This is a genomic window from Streptomyces sp. R-74717 (genome assembly GCF_047305335.1).
GTDB lineage: Bacteria > Actinomycetota > Actinomycetes > Streptomycetales > Streptomycetaceae > Streptomyces > Streptomyces atratus.
In genome coordinates, this window is record NZ_CP102361.1 from 4,920,116 (window position 1) to 4,939,244 (window position 19,129).

At 71.7% G+C, this 19,129-nt stretch carries 14 protein-coding genes and 2 tRNA genes; 6 read left to right on the forward strand and 10 right to left on the reverse strand.

Going from position 1 to position 19,129, the window contains the following annotated elements:
* The first annotated feature begins 138 nt into the window (after window positions 1-138).
* Genes NRF20_RS22450 through NRF20_RS22460 form a run of 3 tightly spaced genes read left to right on the forward strand, consistent with a single transcriptional unit; the run spans window position 139 to window position 2,424 of the window.
* Window positions 139-954 (forward strand): YceI family protein, encoded by an 816-nt coding sequence (locus tag NRF20_RS22450; protein WP_413753179.1) that lies wholly within the window; start codon window positions 139-141, stop codon window positions 952-954.
* A gap of 9 nt (window positions 955-963) precedes the next feature.
* Entirely contained in the window at window positions 964-1,434 is a 471-nt protein-coding gene (locus tag NRF20_RS22455) for a PPOX class F420-dependent oxidoreductase (RefSeq protein WP_398628478.1), read from the forward strand.
* 27 nt (window positions 1,435-1,461) lie between these two features.
* Window positions 1,462-2,424: an NAD(P)-dependent oxidoreductase gene (locus NRF20_RS22460; RefSeq protein ID WP_413753180.1), complete on the forward strand. Its 963-nt coding sequence runs from the start codon at window positions 1,462-1,464 to the stop codon at window positions 2,422-2,424.
* Window positions 2,425-2,439: 15 nt separating this feature from the next.
* Here the strand turns inward: NRF20_RS22460 and NRF20_RS22465 are convergent, their stop codons facing one another.
* Window positions 2,440-3,198: a TetR/AcrR family transcriptional regulator gene (locus NRF20_RS22465; protein ID WP_413753181.1), complete on the reverse strand. Its 759-nt coding sequence runs from the start codon at window positions 3,196-3,198 to the stop codon at window positions 2,440-2,442.
* Window positions 3,199-3,292: 94 nt separating this feature from the next.
* Window positions 3,293-4,822, reverse strand: a complete 1,530-nt coding sequence (locus tag NRF20_RS22470; protein WP_413753182.1) for an MFS transporter — start codon at window positions 4,820-4,822, stop codon at window positions 3,293-3,295.
* Between the two features lie 129 nt (window positions 4,823-4,951).
* Between NRF20_RS22470 and NRF20_RS22475 the strand changes: the two genes are divergently transcribed.
* A complete protein-coding gene (locus NRF20_RS22475) occupies window positions 4,952-5,809 on the forward strand; it encodes an endonuclease/exonuclease/phosphatase family protein (RefSeq protein WP_398628474.1) in 858 nt (285 codons plus the stop codon).
* A gap of 4 nt (window positions 5,810-5,813) precedes the next feature.
* Here NRF20_RS22475 and NRF20_RS22480 read toward each other — a convergent pair whose 3' ends face one another.
* From NRF20_RS22480 to NRF20_RS22515, 8 genes are all read right to left on the reverse strand, one after another.
* Complete coding sequence (locus NRF20_RS22480; protein ID WP_413753183.1) at window positions 5,814-8,006, reverse strand: ArnT family glycosyltransferase; 2,193 nt, start codon at window positions 8,004-8,006, stop codon at window positions 5,814-5,816.
* Entirely contained in the window at window positions 8,003-9,343 is a 1,341-nt protein-coding gene (locus NRF20_RS22485) for a glycosyltransferase (RefSeq protein ID WP_398628472.1), read from the reverse strand. The genes NRF20_RS22480 and NRF20_RS22485 overlap by 4 nt, the downstream gene beginning before the upstream one ends.
* 26 nt (window positions 9,344-9,369) lie before the next feature.
* Window positions 9,370-10,923 carry an ATP-binding protein gene (locus NRF20_RS22490; RefSeq protein WP_398628471.1) on the reverse strand — a complete coding sequence of 518 codons (1,554 nt, stop codon included), beginning with the start codon at window positions 10,921-10,923 and terminating at the stop codon, window positions 9,370-9,372.
* Between the two features lie 4 nt (window positions 10,924-10,927).
* Window positions 10,928-11,668 (reverse strand): response regulator transcription factor, encoded by a 741-nt coding sequence (locus NRF20_RS22495; protein ID WP_398628470.1) that lies wholly within the window; start codon window positions 11,666-11,668, stop codon window positions 10,928-10,930.
* A gap of 91 nt (window positions 11,669-11,759) precedes the next feature.
* Entirely contained in the window at window positions 11,760-12,638 is an 879-nt protein-coding gene (locus NRF20_RS22500; RefSeq protein WP_413753184.1) for an amidohydrolase family protein, read from the reverse strand.
* A 34-nt stretch (window positions 12,639-12,672) separates the two neighbouring features.
* The gene (locus NRF20_RS22505; protein WP_413753185.1) at window positions 12,673-13,554 is read right to left on the reverse strand and encodes a DUF2797 domain-containing protein; all 882 of its coding nucleotides are present in this window, start codon (window positions 13,552-13,554) and stop codon (window positions 12,673-12,675) included.
* Between the two features lie 79 nt (window positions 13,555-13,633).
* Window positions 13,634-13,706 (reverse strand) — tRNA-Arg (locus tag NRF20_RS22510).
* A 248-nt stretch (window positions 13,707-13,954) separates the two neighbouring features.
* Window positions 13,955-14,045, reverse strand: a tRNA-Ser gene (locus tag NRF20_RS22515).
* A 239-nt stretch (window positions 14,046-14,284) separates the two neighbouring features.
* On the opposite strand from NRF20_RS22515, the gene NRF20_RS22520 reads away from it, so the two are divergent.
* Both NRF20_RS22520 and NRF20_RS22525 read left to right on the forward strand, forming a co-directional pair.
* Window positions 14,285-14,743: an SSI family serine proteinase inhibitor gene (locus NRF20_RS22520; RefSeq protein ID WP_413753186.1), complete on the forward strand. Its 459-nt coding sequence runs from the start codon at window positions 14,285-14,287 to the stop codon at window positions 14,741-14,743.
* A gap of 215 nt (window positions 14,744-14,958) precedes the next feature.
* Window positions 14,959-19,047: a PAS domain-containing protein gene (locus NRF20_RS22525; protein ID WP_413753187.1), complete on the forward strand. Its 4,089-nt coding sequence runs from the start codon at window positions 14,959-14,961 to the stop codon at window positions 19,045-19,047.
* The last annotated feature ends 82 nt before the right edge of the window (window positions 19,048-19,129 follow it).

Consider the following 19,129-nt stretch of genomic DNA (forward strand, 5'->3'; position numbering starts at 1 on the left):
GGTCGGCGTTTCGAGCGGAGACGCTGTACCGGCCGGTGGAAATGGGCCCCGGCGGCGGGGACGGCAGGCAGGGGACGGCCTGCCGTCCCCGCCCCGGGGCCCGACTCATTGAGTCATTGAGCAAGGAGAGAAATCGGGATGGGACTTCGCGCACAGGTACGGACGCGGGACGGCTGGGCGGTCCAGCACGCCGTCGTGACGGTCACCGACATGACCGGCGCGCAGGTACTGCGGGCCACTGCCGACGAGGACGGGGCGGTGCGGACCGACGCTCCCCTGCAGGCCGGCGCGTACACAGTGATCGTCACGGCGGTCGGTTACGCCCCCGCCGCCTCCACCGCCCTCGTCACCGCGAGCGGACGGGTCGAGGCCGGCACGGTGGTGCTGGCCCGCCAGGGCGGTGTGGAGCTGCCGCCGCCGGGCGCCTGGTCGCTGGACCCGGCGCACTCCTCGGTGGCCGCGGTCGCGCAGCACCTGGGGATCTCCAGCGTGCACGGCCGGTTCACCGAGTTCGACGGCCGGATCGAGATCGCGGAGGACGTCGCGCAGTCCCGGGTCGACGCCGTCATCAGCGCGGCCAGCATCGACACCGGCAACGGCATGCGCGACAAGCACCTGCGCTCGCCGGACTTCCTGGACTCGGACCGGTTCCCGGAGATCACGTACCGCTCCAACGGACTGACCCCGGCAGGACCCGACCGCTGGCTTGTCCACGGCGAACTGTCGCTGCACGGCGTCGTGCGCACGGTCGACCTGAACCTGAGCTACCTCGGGACGGGCCCGGACCCGTGGGGCGGGGTGCGTGCGGCGTTCAGCGCAACGGCGGAGCTGCGCCGGGAGGACTTCGCCATGAACTACAACCAGGTGGTCCAGGCGGGCATCTCGGCGATCGGTACGACGCTGCGGGTGGATCTCGACATCCAGGCCGTGCAGGGTGAGTCCCTGCCGTCGTAGTCTGCGGACATGGCACCCGACATCGCGACGAACACCGCCGTGGAACTCGACGAGTTGCTGGCTTTCGTACGGCCCAGGCACCGGGCGATCCTGCTGACCACCCGGTCCGACGGCCGCCCCCAGGGCTCCCCGCTGACCTGCGGCGTCGACGACGCAGGACGGATCGTCGTCTCGACCTACCCCGAACGGGCCAAGGCCCGCAACGCGAAGCGGGACGAGCGGGTCAGCGTGATCGTCCTGTCCGACGACTGGAACGGGCCGTGGGTGCAGATCGACGGCTCGGCCGAGGTGATCGACTCACCGGATTCGGTCGAGCCGCTCGTCGAGTACTTCCGGAACATCTCGGGTGAGCACCCGGACTGGAACGAGTACCGGGCGGCGATGGTGAAGCAGGGGAAGTCGATCATCCGGATCACTCCGGAGCGCTGGGGCCCGGTCGCAACCGGCGGCTTCCCCGCCCACCTGGCGCCCGGCGACTGACTGCCGTCTGCCGGATACGTTTCCCGGATGCCTTCCCGAATACATGCACATGTTCCGGCGCCGGGCCTGCTCGCGCGGGCCCGGCTGCTGGCCGCGCCCACGCTGGGCGCCTCCGTCGTCCGCGAACTGGAGCGGATCACCGGCCGCCCCGTGGAACAGGGTTCTTCAAGCGCAGCGTCTGAGGAGCCCTTCGTCTATGTCGGGGCCTCGCTGCCGGACGCGCTTCGGAGCGGGCCGCTGGTCTGGTTCCACAGCGTGAACGCCGGTACGGACGCCCTGCTGAGCGCCGGACCGTGGCCGCCCGGGGTACTGCTCACCCGGACGGTGGGCCGCATGGGTGAGCGGATCGCGCAGTACGTACTGGCCTGGGTGCTCGCCGACTGCCAGTCCGTCCCCGAGTTCGCCGCCCAGCACGCACGGGCCGAGTGGCGCCGTATCCCCTCCGAACTCGTCTCCGGGGAGACGGCCGTGATCTACGGGACCGGCCGCATCGGCTCGGCCGTCGCCGCCCTGCTGCGCGGGTGCGGCATCCGGACCGTGGGCGTGGGACGCGGGGCACGTACGGCACCGGCGGGCTTCGACCGGGTCGTCGGGGCGGACGACGACGCACAGCCGCTCGCCGAGGCGCGGTGGGTGGTCTCCACGCTGCCACTGACCCCTGCCACGGCCGGGTTCTTCGGAGCGGACCGGTTCGCGGGCATGGGCGGTGCCACGTTCATCAATGTCGGCAGGGGCGCGACGGTGGACATGCGGGCGCTGGAGGCCGGGCTGCACTCCGGCGCGGTGGGCGGGGCGGTGCTCGACGTGCTGCCCGAGGAGCCCGCCGCGCCCGGCGATCGCTGCTGGCAACTGCCTCGTACGGTGATCACCTCGCACTCCGCGGGCATCACGGCGGACGAGGACATCGTCACCGACTTCGCCGCGTGCTGGGAGGCGATGGCGCAGGGCCGGCTGCCGGGGACGGCCGTGGATGTGCGGCGCGGGTACTGAGGGACGAACGAGGTCTCAGCGGTCCCTCATCGCCTCGATGCCCGCGATCAGCAGGTCCAGGGCGAAGGTGAAGTCCCGGTCGCGCATCTCCTCGACCGTGTCGCCACCGCGGGCGTCCATCAGGTCCTGCGAGGCCTCGACGATCCGGCTGAGCTGCGGCTGGCTCCGGACGGCGCCCAACGCCTGCTGGAAGAACTCGTCCTGGCTGACCCCCGACTCCGCGCTACGCTGCACGAAGTGGGCCTCGATGGTGCCGAATCCGTACACGAACTGGAAGACCGCGGAGAGCGCCCCCGTCTGCTGGTGCAGCGGCAGCCCCGTCGCCCGGACCACGTCCTGTACGGCGTGCGAGAACAGCATCGAGTGGGGGCCCATGTTGAGGAAGTGACCGGCGAGCGGCGACACCCAGCCATGCCGGACCAGCAATTCCCGGTAAGAAATGGCCAGTTCGCGCAGCCGGTCGTGCCAGTGCGCGTCCTCGCGAGGGGGCGCGATCTCGCTGTAGACCGAGTCGAGGGCCAGCTCCAGCAGATCGTCCTTGGTGTCCACGTACCAGTAGAGGGACATCGCGGTGACGTCCAGCTCGGCGGCGAGCCGGCGCATGGAGAACTTGGCGAGGCCCTCGGCGTCCAGCAGCCGGACAGAAGCCGCAGTGATCCTGTCCCGGTCGAGACCGGCCGGCTGGTCCGATTTACGGGTGCGCGACGGTGTCCTCCGGTCCAGCCACACGCTGGTCCTGGCAGGGTTCTTCACACGGTCGGCCGCGGACACCATGGCGCACTCTCCTCGTCTTGCCGGCGGGACGGACCGGATGCGTACTCGTGCGCAGGAAGCGGATCCGTACGGTCCGATGCGCCCTGCCTCGATGCTATGCCGCCACCTCGGCCTCGGCCGAGCCCGCCCGGGCAGATTCTGCCCGCTCCGCGCGCCGCAGAAGCACCGCGGCCAGCAGTCCGCCGGCCAGCACCGCCACCGCTCCGACCAGCTGGCTGGTCTCCAGCCCCGAGGCGAAGGCGTCCGTGATCCGCGCCCGCTCCCCGTCGTCGGTGGCCGAGGCCAGCGCGGCGGGCAGCGAGGCGGCCCCGACGGCCGCCGGCACGAGCGCCGCGAACCGGGAGTTGAGCACCGCGCCGAGGACGGCGACCCCCAGACCGTTGCCGAACTCGGCGAGCGTGCCGTTGACCCCGGCGCCCACGCCTGCCTTCTCCGGCGGAATGGCGCTCATGATCGCGTTGGCCATGGCGGGCATGGCGAGCGCGATGCCCGCGCCCATCACGACCAGGCCGAGCAGCATGCCGCCGTAGCCGTCTCCGCCGAGCAGCGCGATCGCGGCGAGACCCGCGGCCAGCAGGCCCATCCCGGCCGCGATGGTGACGGGCGTGCCCAGCTTGGGCACCAGCCTGGCCCCCAGTCCGGTGAGGTTGAGCGCGACCACGCTCAGCGCCATCGGAGCCGTACGCAGACCGGCTTCCAGCGGCCCGTAGCCGAGGACGAACTGAAGCTGCTGGGTGAGCAGGAAGAGCGAGCCGCCCATCCCGAACGCGACCAGGATCGCGCCCGCGACCGCCCCGATGAACTTCTGGTTGCGGAAGAAGTGCATGTCCAGCATCGGGTACGGGATGTGCAGCTCCCACAGCACGAATCCGGTGAGGACGGCGACCCCGATGAGGGCGGTGAGCAACACCCGGCCCGATGTCCAGCCGTGCTCCGGGCCGGAGATGATCGCGTACACGACGGATGCCATACCGATGGTGGAGAGCAGCGCGCCGAGCAGGTCGGGCCGCTCGCCCCCGGGGTTCTTGGACTCCGGGACGAGCCGGACGACGGCGGCCAGACCGATGACCGCGACGGGGATGTTGATCAGGAAGATCGCGCCCCACCAGAAGTGGTCGAGCATCACTCCGCCGATCAGTGGTCCGATGGCGAAGCCCAGCGAGCTGACGGTCGACCAGATGCCGATCGCCTTGACCCGCTCGGAGTCGTCGAAGATCTGCACGACGACGGCCAGGGTCGTCGTCATCAGCAGCGCACCGCCGATGCCCATGCCCGCCCGGGCGGCGATCAGCTGCGTGGACGACTGGGCCAGTCCGGCCACCAGCGAGCCGATGCCGAACAGGGCGAGCCCCGCGACCAGCATCTTCTTGCGGCCGTAGCGGTCGGCGGAGCTGCCGGCCGTGAGCAGCAGACCCGACTGGACCAGCGAATAGGCGTTGATCATCCACTGCACGTCGGCGGTGGAGGCGTCCAGTTCCCGGGTGAGGGAGGGGATCGCGACGTTGAGGACGGTGTTGTCGAGCAGCACGGTGAGCTGGGCGAGACAGATGACGCCGAGGATCAGCCAGCGCTGCGGGTGGCTCGGTGGTGTGAGGCGGTTCTGCTCGGCGGCGGTCGCCGTCATGCGGGCTCCTGGTGCCTTATACGGTGTACGAGAAGGAGACGTACACCGTATAACCACTCCCTATACGCTGTACAACTCATTTCTGCGCGGTACCGTGCTCGCCGCTGATCCGACAAGGACTGGAGTGGCATGTCACTGCGTCGTCGTACGGTGGAAGTACTCATCGCAGCGGGCCTGTTGGGCACCGCCGTCGCGCCCCCGGCATCGGCCGCCGGGCAGGGGCACGCGGTGCCGCTGCGTGTGGCCACGTACAACATCCATGCAGGCGCCGGCATGGACAACGTCTTCGATCTCGACCGGCAGACCGCCGAGCTCCGCTCACTGGACGCCGATGTGATCGGGCTCCAGGAGGTCGATGTCCACTGGGGCACCCGCAGCGAGTGGCGCGACCTGGCGGCTGAGCTGGCCGAGCGGCTGCACATGCAGGTCTCGTTCGCCCCGGTCTACAGCCTCGACCCCGATACTCCGGGTGCGCCCCGGCGTGAGTTCGGTGTCGCGGTGCTGTCCAGGTACCGGATCGTGAGCGCCGAGAACCACGAGATCACCCGGCTCTCCACCCAGGACCCGAACCCGGTTCCGGCCCCCGCGCCCGGCTTCGGCGAGGTGGTCCTGCGGGTGAAGGGGCTGCCCGTGCATGTGTATGTGACGCACCTCGACTACCGCGGTGACCCGTCCGTACGGACCGCCCAGGTCGCCGACACCCGCCGGGTCATGGCCGAGGACGAGGCACCGGGGCGGCAGAAGGTGCGGCAGATCCTGCTCGGCGACTTCAACGCGGCACCGGCCGCTCCCGAACTCGCCCCGCTGTGGGAGGAACTGACGGACATCGAGCCCGGTGGGCCGACGTACCCGGCGCAGGATCCGGTACAGCGGATCGATTACGTGGCGGTGTCGAAGGATTCCGTACGGGTACGCGACGCGGCGGTGGCCGAGACGCTTGCCTCGGACCACCGCCCGGTTGTCGCGGATCTGCTGCTGCGGCGCTGAGCCTCTACTCGCCGCTCTTCGGCCGCGTCAGGTCGTAGAAGGTGGCGCTGCCGACCGTGACCTCCTTGAAGTTCTCCTCCACCCAGGAGGAGATCCGGGACGAGGTGCCGCTGTTGCCGCCGCCCCCGCCCATCCCGCCCGCGACGAAGTAGTGGATCCTGCCGTCCTCGACGTACTTCTTGAACCGGGAGAGCGTCGGGGACGGGTCACTGCCGTTGAAGCCGCCGATCGCCATCACCGGGTCACCGGTGGCGAGTTGGTAGCTCGCCGCGTTCTGTGAGCCGATGGCGGCGGCGGCCCAGGTGTAGTCGCCGGCGTTCTTCTCCAGGAGCTTCTCGGCCTCGGCGCTGACGGACGAACCGCCCAGCAGACCGCCCATGCCGCCGCCTCCTGGGGTACCGCCTTCGCCCATACCGCCGGGTGCGGTGCCTGTACCGGGCATGGCTCCCGGCTGCCGGCCGTTCTGCTGGTTGCCGCCCTGGCCCTGACCCTGCCCCTGCTGTCCGGTGGGACCGCCGCCCTGGCCGCCCGCCGGGGGCTGACCCATGCCGCCGCCCTGCTGGTTGCCCTGGCCGGGAGGCCGCATTCCACCGCCCATGCCACCGGGGCCGCCCCGGCCGCCGCCACCGGGACCGCCCATGGAACTGGCGCCGGACGGACCGGCCGTGACGATCGAGCCCTGATGTCCGGTGTTCAGCGTGCTGAGGGTGTACGCCGTCGGCCCGGCCAGCGACGCGACAAAGCTCACCCCCACCGCTGCGAGCGCCAGTTGGCGTCCGAGACGTGCGGCGACCAGCAGGCCCGCCGCCCCGGCCGGACCGCCGATGAGGACGGCCCAGCGCAGCCACGGCAGATAGTCCGCGGTCCGGCCCAGCAGGACGTACGACCAGAGCGCGGTCACCGCGACCGTCACGCCGAGCGCTCCACGCGCCCACCACCTGGTCCGCTCCTCCCACAGAACCGTGGCCCCCATACCGACGAGCGCCGCGAGGTACGGAGCCAGGGCGACCGTGTAGTACTGGTGGAAGATGCCGGCCATGAAGCTGAAGACGACCGCCGTCATCAGCAGCGAGCCGCCCCAGGCGAGGAACGCCGCCCGGGCGGTATCGGTGCGCCTGGCCTTCCAGGTGAGCCAGACACCCGCGGCGAGCAGGATCAGTGCGGCAGGCAGCAGCCAGGAGATCTGGCCGCCGATCTCGGAGTTGAACATCCGGCCGATGCCGGTCTCCCCCCACTGACCGCCGGACTGACCGCCGCCACCCCCGCCGCCTCCGACACTGCCGGTCTCGTCGCCGTTGATCCGGCCGAGGCCGTTGTAGCCGAAGGTCAGTTCCAGGAAGGAGTTGTTCTGCGAGCCGCCGATGTACGGACGCGACGAGGCGGGCCACAGTTCGACGATCGCCACCCACCAGCCGCCCGCTGCGACCATCGCGAGCGCCGAGAGCCCGAGTTGGCCGAACCGCTTGCGTACGGAGACCGGCGCGAACACCGCGTACAGCACGGCCAGCGGCGGCAGGATCAGGAACGCCTGCAGGGTCTTGGACAGGAACGCGAAACCGACCGCGACACCCGCCCACACCAGCCACTTGGTCCGGCCGTTCTCCATCGCGCGCAGCACGCAGTAGACGGTGACGGTCATCAGCAACGCCAGCAGCGCATCCGGGTTGTTGAAGCGGAACATCAGCGCGGCGACGGGCGTGAGCGCGAACACCGCCATCGCGATCAGTCCGGCGGGGGCGTTGAAACGGCGGCGTACGGCCGCGTACAGCACCCCGGCCGTGGCCACCCCCATCAGCACCTGCGGAACCAGAACCGCCCACGGACCGAGGCCGAAGATCCGCACCGACAGGGCCATCGGCCAGAGCGTGGCCGGGGGCTTGTCGACGGTGATCGCGTTGGCAGCGTCCAACGAGCCGAAGAAGAAGGCCTTCCAGCTCCGGCTGCCGGCCTGGACGGCCGCGGAGTAGAAGGAGTTGGCGTACCCGGAGGCGCTGAGGTTCCACAGGTACGCGAGCGCGATGACCAGCAGCAGGGCCAGGAAGGCGGGCCGCGCCCAGCGCGGGTCGTCGGGCCTGCCCCGCCACACGCGGTGCGCCAAGGGCCTGTTCGAGCGCGCGTGGCCGGCCCCGGCGGCCGGTGGCGGGGGCGTCGGCGCATCCGGCGGGGCCGGAAGGCGGTCGGGATGCAGCGTGGTCATCGGACGTTCCCCAGTTCGTGGTGAGTGTCATCGGCGCGCCCGGCCGAGGCGGGAGCCGCAGAGGCCGCGGAAGCCACGGGCCCCCCGGCGGCCCGCTCCGGGAAGACCCAGGCGCGGAAGAGCAGGAACCGCAGCACCGTCGCCGCGAGGTTGGCCGCGATCAGAACGGCGATTTCCGTGCCGTGAGACGGCGATCCGGATGCCGCTCCCAGTGCGGCCAGCGAGCCGGCGGTCAGCGCGAGACCGATGGCGAAGACGACCAGGCCCTGCGCCTGGTGGCGTACGGCTCCGCCCCGGCCGCGTACGCCGAAGGTGAGCCTCCGGTTGGCCGCCGTATTGGCGACGGCGGACACCAGCAGCGCGCCGCCGTTGGCGATCTGCGGGCCGACACCCAGCCGGAAGAGCGAGTACAGGGCGAGATAGAAGAGCGTGGAAAGCGCGCCGACGACACAGAATCCGACGAGCTGCCGGGCCAGGCCGCGCGGCACCCCGCTCAGAGCGCGGTCGCGCGGATCGTCCCCGAACGGCCTCGCCAACCGGTCCAGCGGCAGTGCGCCGACCGCCAGCGCCCGCCCCACCCGCCACACCCCTTTCAGATCCTCGGTCGCGGTCCGCACGATGTGGACGGTGGAGTCGGGATCGTCGACCCAGTCGACCGGCACCTCGTGGATACGCAGCCCGGCGCGCTCGGCGAGCACCAGCATCTCGGTGTCGAAGAACCAACCCGTGTCCTCGACCATCGGCAGCAGCCGCTGCGCGACCTCACGTCGGATGGCCTTGAATCCGCACTGCGCATCGCTGAACCGCGCGGCCAGCGACGAACGGAGAATGAGGTTGTAGGCGCGCGAGATGAACTCCCGCTTCGATCCGCGCACCACCCGCGAGCTACGGGCCAGCCTCGAGCCGATCGCCAGGTCCGAGTGGCCCGAGATCAGCGGTGCGACCAGCGGCAGCAGCGCGTTGAGGCCGGTGGAGAGATCGACGTCCATGTACGCCAGGACCGGGGCGTCCGAGTGCGACCAGACGGTGCGCAGCGCCCGCCCGCGGCCCTTCTCCTCCAGCCGGTACGACCGCACCCGGGGCAGCGCCGCCGCGAGCCGGGCCGCCACCTGCGGTGTCCGGTCGGTGCTCGCGTTGTCCGCGACGGTGATCCGGAAGGCGTACGGGAAGGTGCGCGCCAGATGGTCGTGCAGGCGCAGCACACACGGTTCGAGGTCCTTCTCCTCGTTGTAGACGGGTACCACCACATCGAGTACGGGTGCACCTGCCGCATCGACCGCTCCGGCGAGGAGGTGGTCCCGGGCCGGCAGGGTGCTCCAAGGAGTGTCGGTTCGCATGCCGTCGACACTCGCCAGCCCCGCTGTCACGCCGATGTGCTGAGCCTGTCCCCCTGCTGTGAGTGCGGAGCCACCACGGGAAGCGCCGGCAGATGGACGGCGAACACCGTGTGTCCCGGGACCGAGGCCACCTCCACCCGGCCGCCGTGCGCGGCGACGACGGCGTGCACGATGGCGAGACCGAGCCCGGTGGAACCCGCGTGGCGGGAGCGCGAGGCATCACCGCGCGCGAACCGTTCGAAGACATGCGGCAGCAGCTGGGGCGGAATGCCGGGCCCGTCGTCCTGGACCTCCAGAGTCACCCAGGGGTGGCCGGCCGTGGCACGCACCCGCACGGTGACGGTGGTGCCGGGCGGGGTGTGCGTACGGGCGTTCGCCAGCAGATTGACCAGCACCTGATGGAGCCGGGTCGGATCGCCGTACACGGTCGCGGGCTCGTCCGGCAGTTCGAGGCGCCAGTGGTGATCCCCCTGCCCGGCGGCGCGGGCATCGCTCACCGCGTCGACGACGACCGGGGAGAGATCGGTGCTCTCGTGACTCAGCGGGCGCCCGGCATCCAGGCGGGCGAGCAGCAGCAGATCCTCCACCATGCCCGTCATCCGCTCCGCCTCGGACTCGATCCGCCCCAGGGCATGCCGGGTGTCGGGGCCGGTCTCCTCGCGGCCGCGCCGGGTCAGTTCGGCGTATCCGCGGATCGAGGCCAGCGGGGTGCGCAGCTCATGGCTGGCGTCCGCGACGAACTGACGTACCCGCATCTCGCTCTCGTGCCGCACCTCCAGCGCCGAACCGACATGGCCCAGCATCCGGTTGAGCGCCGCGCCCACCTGCCCGACCTCGGTCCGCGGATCCGCCTCGGCCTCCGGGACCCGCTCCAGGAGGGCCACCTCACCGCTGTGCAGCGGGAGTTCGGAGACCCGGGTCGCGGTCGCGGCGACCCTGCGCAGCGGCCGCAGCGCGACACCGACCATGGCGGCGCCCGCGATACCGGCCGCGATCAGACCGGCTCCGGTGACACAGACCTCGACGAGGATCAGGGTAGTGAGGGCGGAGCTCACCTCGGCGGCGGGGATGCCGACAAGGATCGTCGTCCCCTGCGGGTCCGTGACGGCCTCCACCCGGTTGGAGCCGAGTACAGGCAGGTCGATGCTCTGCGCCCCGCCCCCGACAGGGGTGTCCGCCGCTTCCAGGGCGCTCTGCTGGGCGCCGGTCATCGGCTGCCCGCCGTCCTCGGTCCCCGGCCCCGGCGTGGTGCTCTCCGCGACCACCCTCGACTCGGTGACCGAGCCGTCGTCCGACAGAACGGCCCCGAAGGCGCCGACGGGCAGCCCGCGCGCGTCGACGAAGGCCAGCCGGTCGTCGCTCTGCGGTGCACCGCCGGGCATCGGCCCTCCGGCGCCAGGGGGCGGCTTGGAGGCCCGCATGGCGATGGAATGGAGCTGATCGTCGAGCTTGCCGTACATATAGCTGCGGTAGGCGATGGTGGTGACCGAGCCGATGACCGCGGCGACCACGGCGATCAGCGCCACCGCCGAGACCACGAGCCGGGTCCGCAGCGTCCACGGCCCCCGCCGCCGCCTCACGCGCCTACTCACCGGGCTTGATGAGGTACCCCGCCCCGCGCCGGGTGTGGATCATCGGCGACCGCCCGGCGTCGATCTTCTTGCGCAGATACGAGATGTACAGCTCGACGACGTTCGCCTGCCCGCCGAAGTCGTAGTTCCACACCCGGTCCAGGATCTGCGCCTTGCTCAGCACCCGCCGCGGATTGCGCATCAGGAAGCGCAGCAGCTCGAACTCGGTCGCCGTGAGGTGGATGGACGTTTCGCCCCGGCTCACCTCATGGCTGTCCTCGTCGAGCATCAGATCGCCGACGACGAGCGTCGACTCGCTGCGTACGGCCGCCGTACCGGACCGCCGGATCAGCCCGCGCAGCCGCGCCACGACCTCCTCCAGGCTGAACGGCTTGGTGACGTAGTCGTCGCCGCCCGCCGTGAGCCCGGCGATCCGGTCCTCCACCGCGTCGCGCGCGGTCAGGAACAGCACGGGGACCTCGGAGAGCTCCCGCCGCAGTCTGCCGAGCACGGCGAACCCGTCCGTGTCGGGCAGCATCACATCGAGGACCACCGCATCGGGACGGAAGTCGCGCGCCATCCGTACGGCACCGGCACCGTCCCCGGCGCTGCGCACCTCCCAGCCCTCGTAACGCAGGGCCATGGAGAGCAGCTCGGCGAGCGGAGCCTCGTCGTCCACCACCAGCACACGGACGGGGCTGCGGTCCGCCCTCAGCAGTTCGGTACGCCCCTGGGGCGAGGTCGTCGTCGTCATGCCGCAACCCTGTGAGGCTCCTCTGAGAGGGTCCTTTCCCGATTCTGTGAATTCCCTGAGAAAGCGGAACCCTCGGCGGACCGGCAGCCCGTCAGTCCACGGTGAACAACACGCTCGCGTTCCCGTGACAGACCGCGCGCAGCCAGTCGTCCCCCAGATCCAGCCGTTCCAGCGCGTGCAGCTGATGCGCGTACGGATACGGGATGTTCGGGAAGTCCGTCCCCAGCAAAATCCGGTCCCCGAGCGCCGCGAGGCGCCCCCGCTCGGCCACCGGGAACGGCGTGAAGCGCTCCGTGAAGTCCGTGAACGCCATCGTCGTATCGAGCCGTACCTCCGGGTACGTCTCCGCCAGCGCCAGGAACTCCGGGTACTCCGGCATCCCCATGTGCGCCACGATCAGCCGCAGCCGCGGGTGCCGGGCGAGCAGCCGGCCGACCGGTTCGGGCCCCGTGTACTTGCCGGGCGCCGGCCCGGAGCCGCAGTGCATCACCACCGGAACCCCGGCCTCCGCGAGCAGCCCCCACACCGGCTCCAGCAGCGAGTCGTTGGCGTCGTACGCGCCGACCTGAAGGTGCGACTTGAAAACCCGAGCCCCCGCCTCCACGGCCTCTCGTACGTACCGCTCCACGCCCTCCTCCGGGAAGAACGTCGCGGTGTGCAGACAGTCCGGCACCCGGCGCGCGAAGTCGGCCGCCCAGCCGTTCAGCCAGGCCGCCATGCCGGCCTTGTGCGGGTAGAGCATCGAGGTGAACCGGAGCACGCCGAACGAGCGCAGCAGCGCGAGGCGTTCGTCCTCGTCGTGCCGGTACTCGATCGGCCACTCCATCCCGGTCAGAGGCCCCGCGGAGTCGAAGTACGCCCAGACCTTGCGGAGCACCCGCTCCGGCATGAAGTGCGTATGGACATCGATGATCCCGGGCAGCCCCAGCCGTTCCCGGAACCGCACGACGTCGTCGGCGTCACCACTCATTGCACACCCCTTTCACCGTCCGGCCCCGACGATCTCAGAACAGCCCGCCCTGCACGCCACCGCCCCCGATGTCGGTCACCGGCACGCCCACCCCTGCCTGCGCGTCGGCGCCCGCCAGCTCCCACCCGGTCATCAGCCGGGTGTCCAGCACCACGACCCCGTCCTTCACCGTCTCCAGATGCAGATCGGGCCCCGCAGCCGCCACCAGCCGCCCCGCCACCACGCCCCCGTCGACCAACTCGGTGACCGCCCACGCCACCTCGACCGCGCCGTCAAGACCGAACAGCCCGGCATGATCGACCACCTCGAACGGCAACCGCTCCAGCGCCTCTGGCCACCCGGCCCCCTCCAGCGCCGCAGCCCGCCCGTAGAGCTGCGCCACCTCGGCCCGCCGCTCCGCCACCCCCGGCAGCACCGCGCGCACGGCCCGTTTCCTGGCGTACGGAATCCGGTCCGGCACCCCGAGCGCCGACCGCAGCAGCTCCTCGGTCCGCCGCGCCGCCATCAACGGCCCCCGCCCCAGCCAGCTGAACACCACGGCCCCCTGCTCCCGCAGCCTCGCCGCCTCCCGCTCCTCGGCGGTGATCCCGACCTTCACCATCCCCGGCCCGAACCAGGCGAGATACACGCGGTACGTCCGGGGATCATCGGCGATCGTGTCGGCGGCCACCGAGTGCGCCCGGTCCAGCCGCGCGCACTCAGGACACCGCGCCCCCGCGCTCCGCCCCGACACCGCGGCCTTCACCGGACACGCATTCCCGCGCGCCCCGACGCAGCATCGCTCCCCCACGGCCCGGAAGCCGAGATCCGTCCCGTAGGACAGCACACTCACCCGAACGGCCCCGCCCCGCCGCCACCCCAGCACGGGCGCCCCCTGCGCGTTTGGCCATCGCAGCCCGGTGCACTGCCACCCCATGCGCGAACTCCCGGATTCCGATTCAGGCGGAGGAAATGCCAAGAGGCCCCCGGATTCATCCGGGGGCCTCTTGGGACTGTGCACTCGGCAGGATTCGAACCTGCAACCTTCTGATCCGTAGTCAGATGCTCTATCCGTTAAGCTACGAGTGCTTAGCGTTCCGGGCTTTTCTGCCTGGTCGGCGTTGCGGGAACAACATTACATGACCTGCGCCGTAGCGCGAAATCCATTAGCCAAACCACCGCTGACCTGCGAAAACGCCCCGTTTGAGGCTGCCGCGGGCGACTGTCCGACCGGACACCCGAGCGAGCCGCGAGCCACCGCGGGGTCGTATCCGGACCGCCCGGGTCCGGATACGACCGAAGCCCCGTGTCAGCGACACGGGGCTTCGGTGATGAAGCGGAGGCGGAGGGATTTGAACCCTCGATGGGCTTTAAGACCCAAACCGCATTAGCAGTGCGGCGCCATAGACCGGACTAGGCGACGCCTCCAGCACACTTCGCGCGAGCGCGAGTGGTGCGTGCAGATGATGACACAGCCGAGCACTGCCTCACCAATCGCTGCCTACGGTACTAGGCAGTCGGGCACGAGGGCAAAGCGCCTGCGGTTGCGCAACGCCGTGGCGTGCGGAGCGTTAGTGAGACGGGGGAGGCGCAGCCTTCCCGTTCTTCCATTCGTTCCACCCGCTGTCCCGTCCCTCTCGTCGAAGTGCACGAGCACAGGAGCCCGCATGTTGCGTCGCCTCGCCCTCACCGCCGTCGCGTCTCTCGCCGCGCTGTCCGCCGCCGCGCCCGCCGCGACCGCGGCCACCGGCCCCCTGCCCCTGCCCCTGCCGCTGCATCTGCTGCACGCCGACGACGCCCGTACCCGGTTGACGGTGACGGTCTCGGGCACGGGGGATCCCGCGGCCGAGGGCGTCTTCGAGCTGAAGTGCGGACCGGCGGGCGGCAGCCACCCGGCGGCGCAGCGGGCCTGTGACCGGCTGGAGGAGCTGGCGGGCGAGGGCGCGGACCCGTTCGCCCCGGTGCCCGGGGACGCGATGTGCACCCAGCAGTTCGGGGGTCCGGCCACCGCCCGGGTCACCGGGACCTGGCGGGGGAGGGGCATCGACACGGTCTTCGACCGGACTAACGGCTGCGCGATCTCGCGCTGGAACGGGCTGCGGCCGATGCTCCCCAACGTCCGATGAGCAGGGGTCCGCATCCCTGTCCAGGGCCTATCGAACGTCACGTGACGGGCTGGAGTCGTACACCGTATGCACAGAACCTTGGTGAGAGCTCCCCCTCATCCGCCGCCCCACGCCCCTCCCCTGCCTTTAGACTCCTTCCGTGACAGCCTGCGGTCCGAGGGGCAAGATGGGGCCCGCTGTCGGCAAGGTGCGGTAACCAGGGAGGAAGCGTCGTCGTGAGCAGCAGGCCATCCCGAGGCACTGCTCGCCTCGCAGCCATACTCGATGCACTCCCTGACGGGCTGCTGCTCGTCAATTGCAACGGCACGGTCGTCAACGCCAACACCATCGCGCTGGAAATGTTCGAGACGCCGGGCACCGCGCTCGTCGGGCGCGGGCTCCTCGACCTGCTGCCGGAGTTCGACTCCAAGCTGATTCCGGGATCGATGCGCCGGCCCGAGTCCGCCGACGACCGCGGCCGCACGAAGCCGACTCGGATGACCGCACGGCGGACCGACGGCAACGAGTACCCGGTCGAGGTCACCAGCGCCAGCCTGGAGGACGGGCAGGCCGCGTACAACGACTTCCAGAGCAGTTACAGCGGCAGCTACACGGGTGACGAGCTTCTGATGCTCGTCGTACGGGATCTGTCGGGCACCGTCGACACCGAGGCCGAACTGGCCCGTTCGCAGCGGCAGACCGAGATGATCCTGCGGGCCGCGGCCGAGGGCGTCGTCGGTACGGACACGGACGGCCGGGTCGTCCTGGTCAACCCCGCCGCCGCGCAGATCCTCGGCTTCCGCGCCAGCGATCTGGGTGGCCAGGAGCTGCATCCGCTGATCCTGCACTCGCGGACGGAGGGCGAGCCGTTCCCGTACGAGGAGTCGCCGCTCGCCGACACCCTCAGGTCCGGCCGCAAGCACCGGGTGCGCGGGCAGGTCCTGTGGTCCAAGAGCGGTGCGCAGGTACCGGTCGATCTGACCACCGCGCCGGTCCGGGACGGGGACCAGCTGGTCGGAGCGGTCATGACGTTCACCGACCGCAGGCCGTACGAGGAGCTCAGCGAGCAGCACAGGGCCGAGGTCGCCGAACTGACCGCGGGCCACACCGCGGAAGTCACCGGGCTGACGGAACGGCACAGCGCGGAGCTGGCCGACCGGGCCGAGCGCTACACGGCCGAACTGGAAGCGCAGGCCGAACAGCTGGCGGCGCTGACCGCCCGGCACACCCAGCTCACCGCCGTACTCGGCGAGTCGCTGCGCGGGCCACTGGAGGAGCTGCGCGGCGAACTCTCCACGCTCGCCGCCGACCCGGCCGGCCAGCTGTGGCCGGAGGCCAACCAGATCCTCCACCACCTGGCCGCGGGCTACGCCCGGATGACGACGCTCGTCGACAATGTGCTCGGCTACCAGCGTCTGGACGCCGGCTCGGAGGAGCTGGTCAAGGCGAACGTGCTGCTCGACTCGGTCGTGACGGCCGGTATCGACGCGGCCGTCGAGCTGATCGGTCCCGGGCGCGCCCAGTTCGCGGTGCACGCGCCGCCGATCGAGGCCGAGGTGGACGCGGCCCGGCTGGTGACCGCGCTCGCCCATCTGGTCGCGGATGTCGCCGGGGTCGACTCGACCGGCAAGACCCGCGTGGTGCCGGGCGGTGGCTACGTCGACTCGACGGTCGTCGTCGCGGCGGCGCAGCGCGGTGAGGTCGTACGGATCGAGGTGCGCGGGCCGTTCGCCGGGGGAGACCCGGTGCATGAGCCGATCGTGCGCGGGATCGTACGGGCGCACGGCGGCGTGCTCCAGACACACGAGGTGCCGGGGATGAGCGGCAGCGCGTATGTGCTCGAAGTGCCGTTGGGCGCGGGCTCGGGAACGGTGATGCCACCGGCGCCCGAGCCGGAGCCCGAACCCGGGACGGATCCGATGGCCGGTCAGGCCGCGCCGGGCGGCGGGCGGCGGCGGGCGCGGCGGGCGTCCACGGACGCGTTCCTGGAGAGCCCTGTGGGCGGTTCCGGGGCGGGGGCCGGGGCCGGGGACGGAGACACCGCTGCGGCCGAGCCGACGGGGCGCCGACGGGCACGTCGTGAGCCCGCGGTGGAGGGCTCGCAGGAGACGCAGGGTGTGCAGAACGCGCACAGCCCGCACGAGATCATTCCGGCCCAGCACAGCGAGGGTTCGGGGCGCAGGCGTGGGCGGCCGAGTCCGGCCGAGACCGGTGCTCAGCATTCGCTTCCGGCTCAGCTGTCCCAGTTGCCCGAGCAGGCGCAGGGGCAGAAGCCCGGGCAGCCTGCTGTCGAGCAGCAGGGGCCGGGACAGGCATTGGCGCTGCCCGCCGCCCCGGCACCGTCCGAGGGGGCGGTGGTGACGGCGGCCGAGGGCGCGCAGGGTGGCGGTGGCCGTCCGCAGCGTGGGCAGACCGTGCCTCCGCGGGGTGTTCCGGCCGAGACGCCGATGCCGGTGCCTGCGGGTGGACACCGGGCGCGCCAGGGCGGCGAGAACCAGCTGGCTCTGCCGTCTTCCGCTTCAGCTTCTGCTTCCGCTCCTGCCGCCGAAGGCGGCCCGCAGGCCGGTGACGGTCCGGCGCCGGCGCCTCAGCCGACCGGGCGGCGAGCGCGACGGGCATTGGCGGCCGTGCAGGAGCGTTCCGCTCAGGCCGAGCCGACCGGGCCTCGTACCGCGTTCGCACTCCCGCCCGCGGATGCCGACCGGACCCCGCCCACGGCCGCCGACGCGGACGCCTCGCTGCCCGGACGCCACGACGCCGTACGCCTCGCGCCGGACGACAACCACACACCGGCCCAGGCGCACTCCGCAGCGACCGGGCAGCGCCGGGCGCGTCGCGCCGACGCTCCCCAGCAGGCCGGACCGGCCGTCGGGCAGCCTGCGGAGCAGCAGCCCGTGCAGTCCGGCGGCTGGGCGGAGAACGGCTCCTCGGGGCAGGGCCCGGCCGCGCTGACCACGCCCGGCGAGCAGGCCGACGACCGGGACGACAGCCACCCCGGCGAGCAGGCCGACGACCGGGACGACAGCCACCCCGGCGATCACCCCGCCGATCACCCCGGCAGCCGGTCCGGCGGCGATCCGGAATGGCCCGCGGCCGGCCACACCACGCACACCACCGGCACCACAGCCGTCGCAGGCACCGCCGACGCCACCGGCATCGCGGAGAGCCGTCCGCAGAACATCGCGCCCGTAGCGGACGCGCGCAGGCAGCCGCTGCCCGCGGAGGCACCGATGCCCGGCGGCTCGTCGGACTCGACGCAGGGACGCGCGTTCAGCGTGCGGACGCTCGGGCAGGGTGTGCCGTTCGCCCAGCACATCGCGCACCAGCAGAACCAGACGCTCGGCGGTGCCGGACGGCGCCGCAAGCTCGCCGCCCCGCCGGAGGGCGAGCGCACCCCGCAGTCCGCGTCGGCCCAGTCCGCCGCCGCGCAGGGCCACGGCCCGGGTTCGGGGCAGTTGCTCTCCGCTCCCGAGGCCGAAGGACGCGCGTACGCCATAGGGGCACCCGACGAGGGCGCCGAGGGGCCGGAGCCGCTGGATGGTCCGGGTGGCGCGGTCGAGGTCGCCAACCGTCCGTCGCCGCAGCCGGTCGATGACGAGCTGCCCCCGGAGCCGCTGGACAACCCGCGTCGGCTGCTCGTCTGGCCCGCGCCCGATGTCTCCACCCAGCAGGCACTGAGCGACCGCGGCTACCGGCCGGTGATCGTGCACTCGCGCGAGGAGGTCGACGCCCAGATCGCGGCGTTCCCCGCCGCGCTCTTCGTCGACCCGCTCACCGGCCCCATCACCCGCAAGGCGCTGCAGTCGCTGCGTCAGGCGGCGGTGGCGGCCGAGGTCCCGGTGCTGGTGACGGCCGGTCTGGGGCAGGCCTCGCGGGAGGCCGCGTACGGCGCCGACCCGGCCGTGCTCCTCAAGGCGCTCGCCCCGCGCGACAGCGAACAGCATCCGCCGCGCGTGCTGTTGATCGAGGAGCACGAGGAGATCGCGCTGGCGCTGACGGAGACGTTGGAACGCCGCGGCATGCAGGTCGCGCGGGCCTCCACCGACAACGAGGCGGTGACGCTCGCCACCCGGATGCGGCCCAACCTGGTGGTGATGGACCTGATGCAGGTACGCCGCCGCCGGGCCGGGATCGTCGACTGGCTGCGTGCCAACGGCCAGTTGAACCGGACCCCGCTGGTCGTCTACACCTCCGCCGACATGACCGGGTCGGAACTGCCGAAGCTCAGCTCGGGCGAGACCGTCCTCTTCCTGGCCGAGCGCTCCACCAGCGACGAGGTGCAGTCGCGCATCGTCGACCTGCTCGCGAAGATCGGCACGAACTGACGCGTACGGACACGCAATACGGACCCAACGGCGCGAACGGCCGGGCGGGCGACCGGAGATGACGACGAGGGCGGTACGGGAG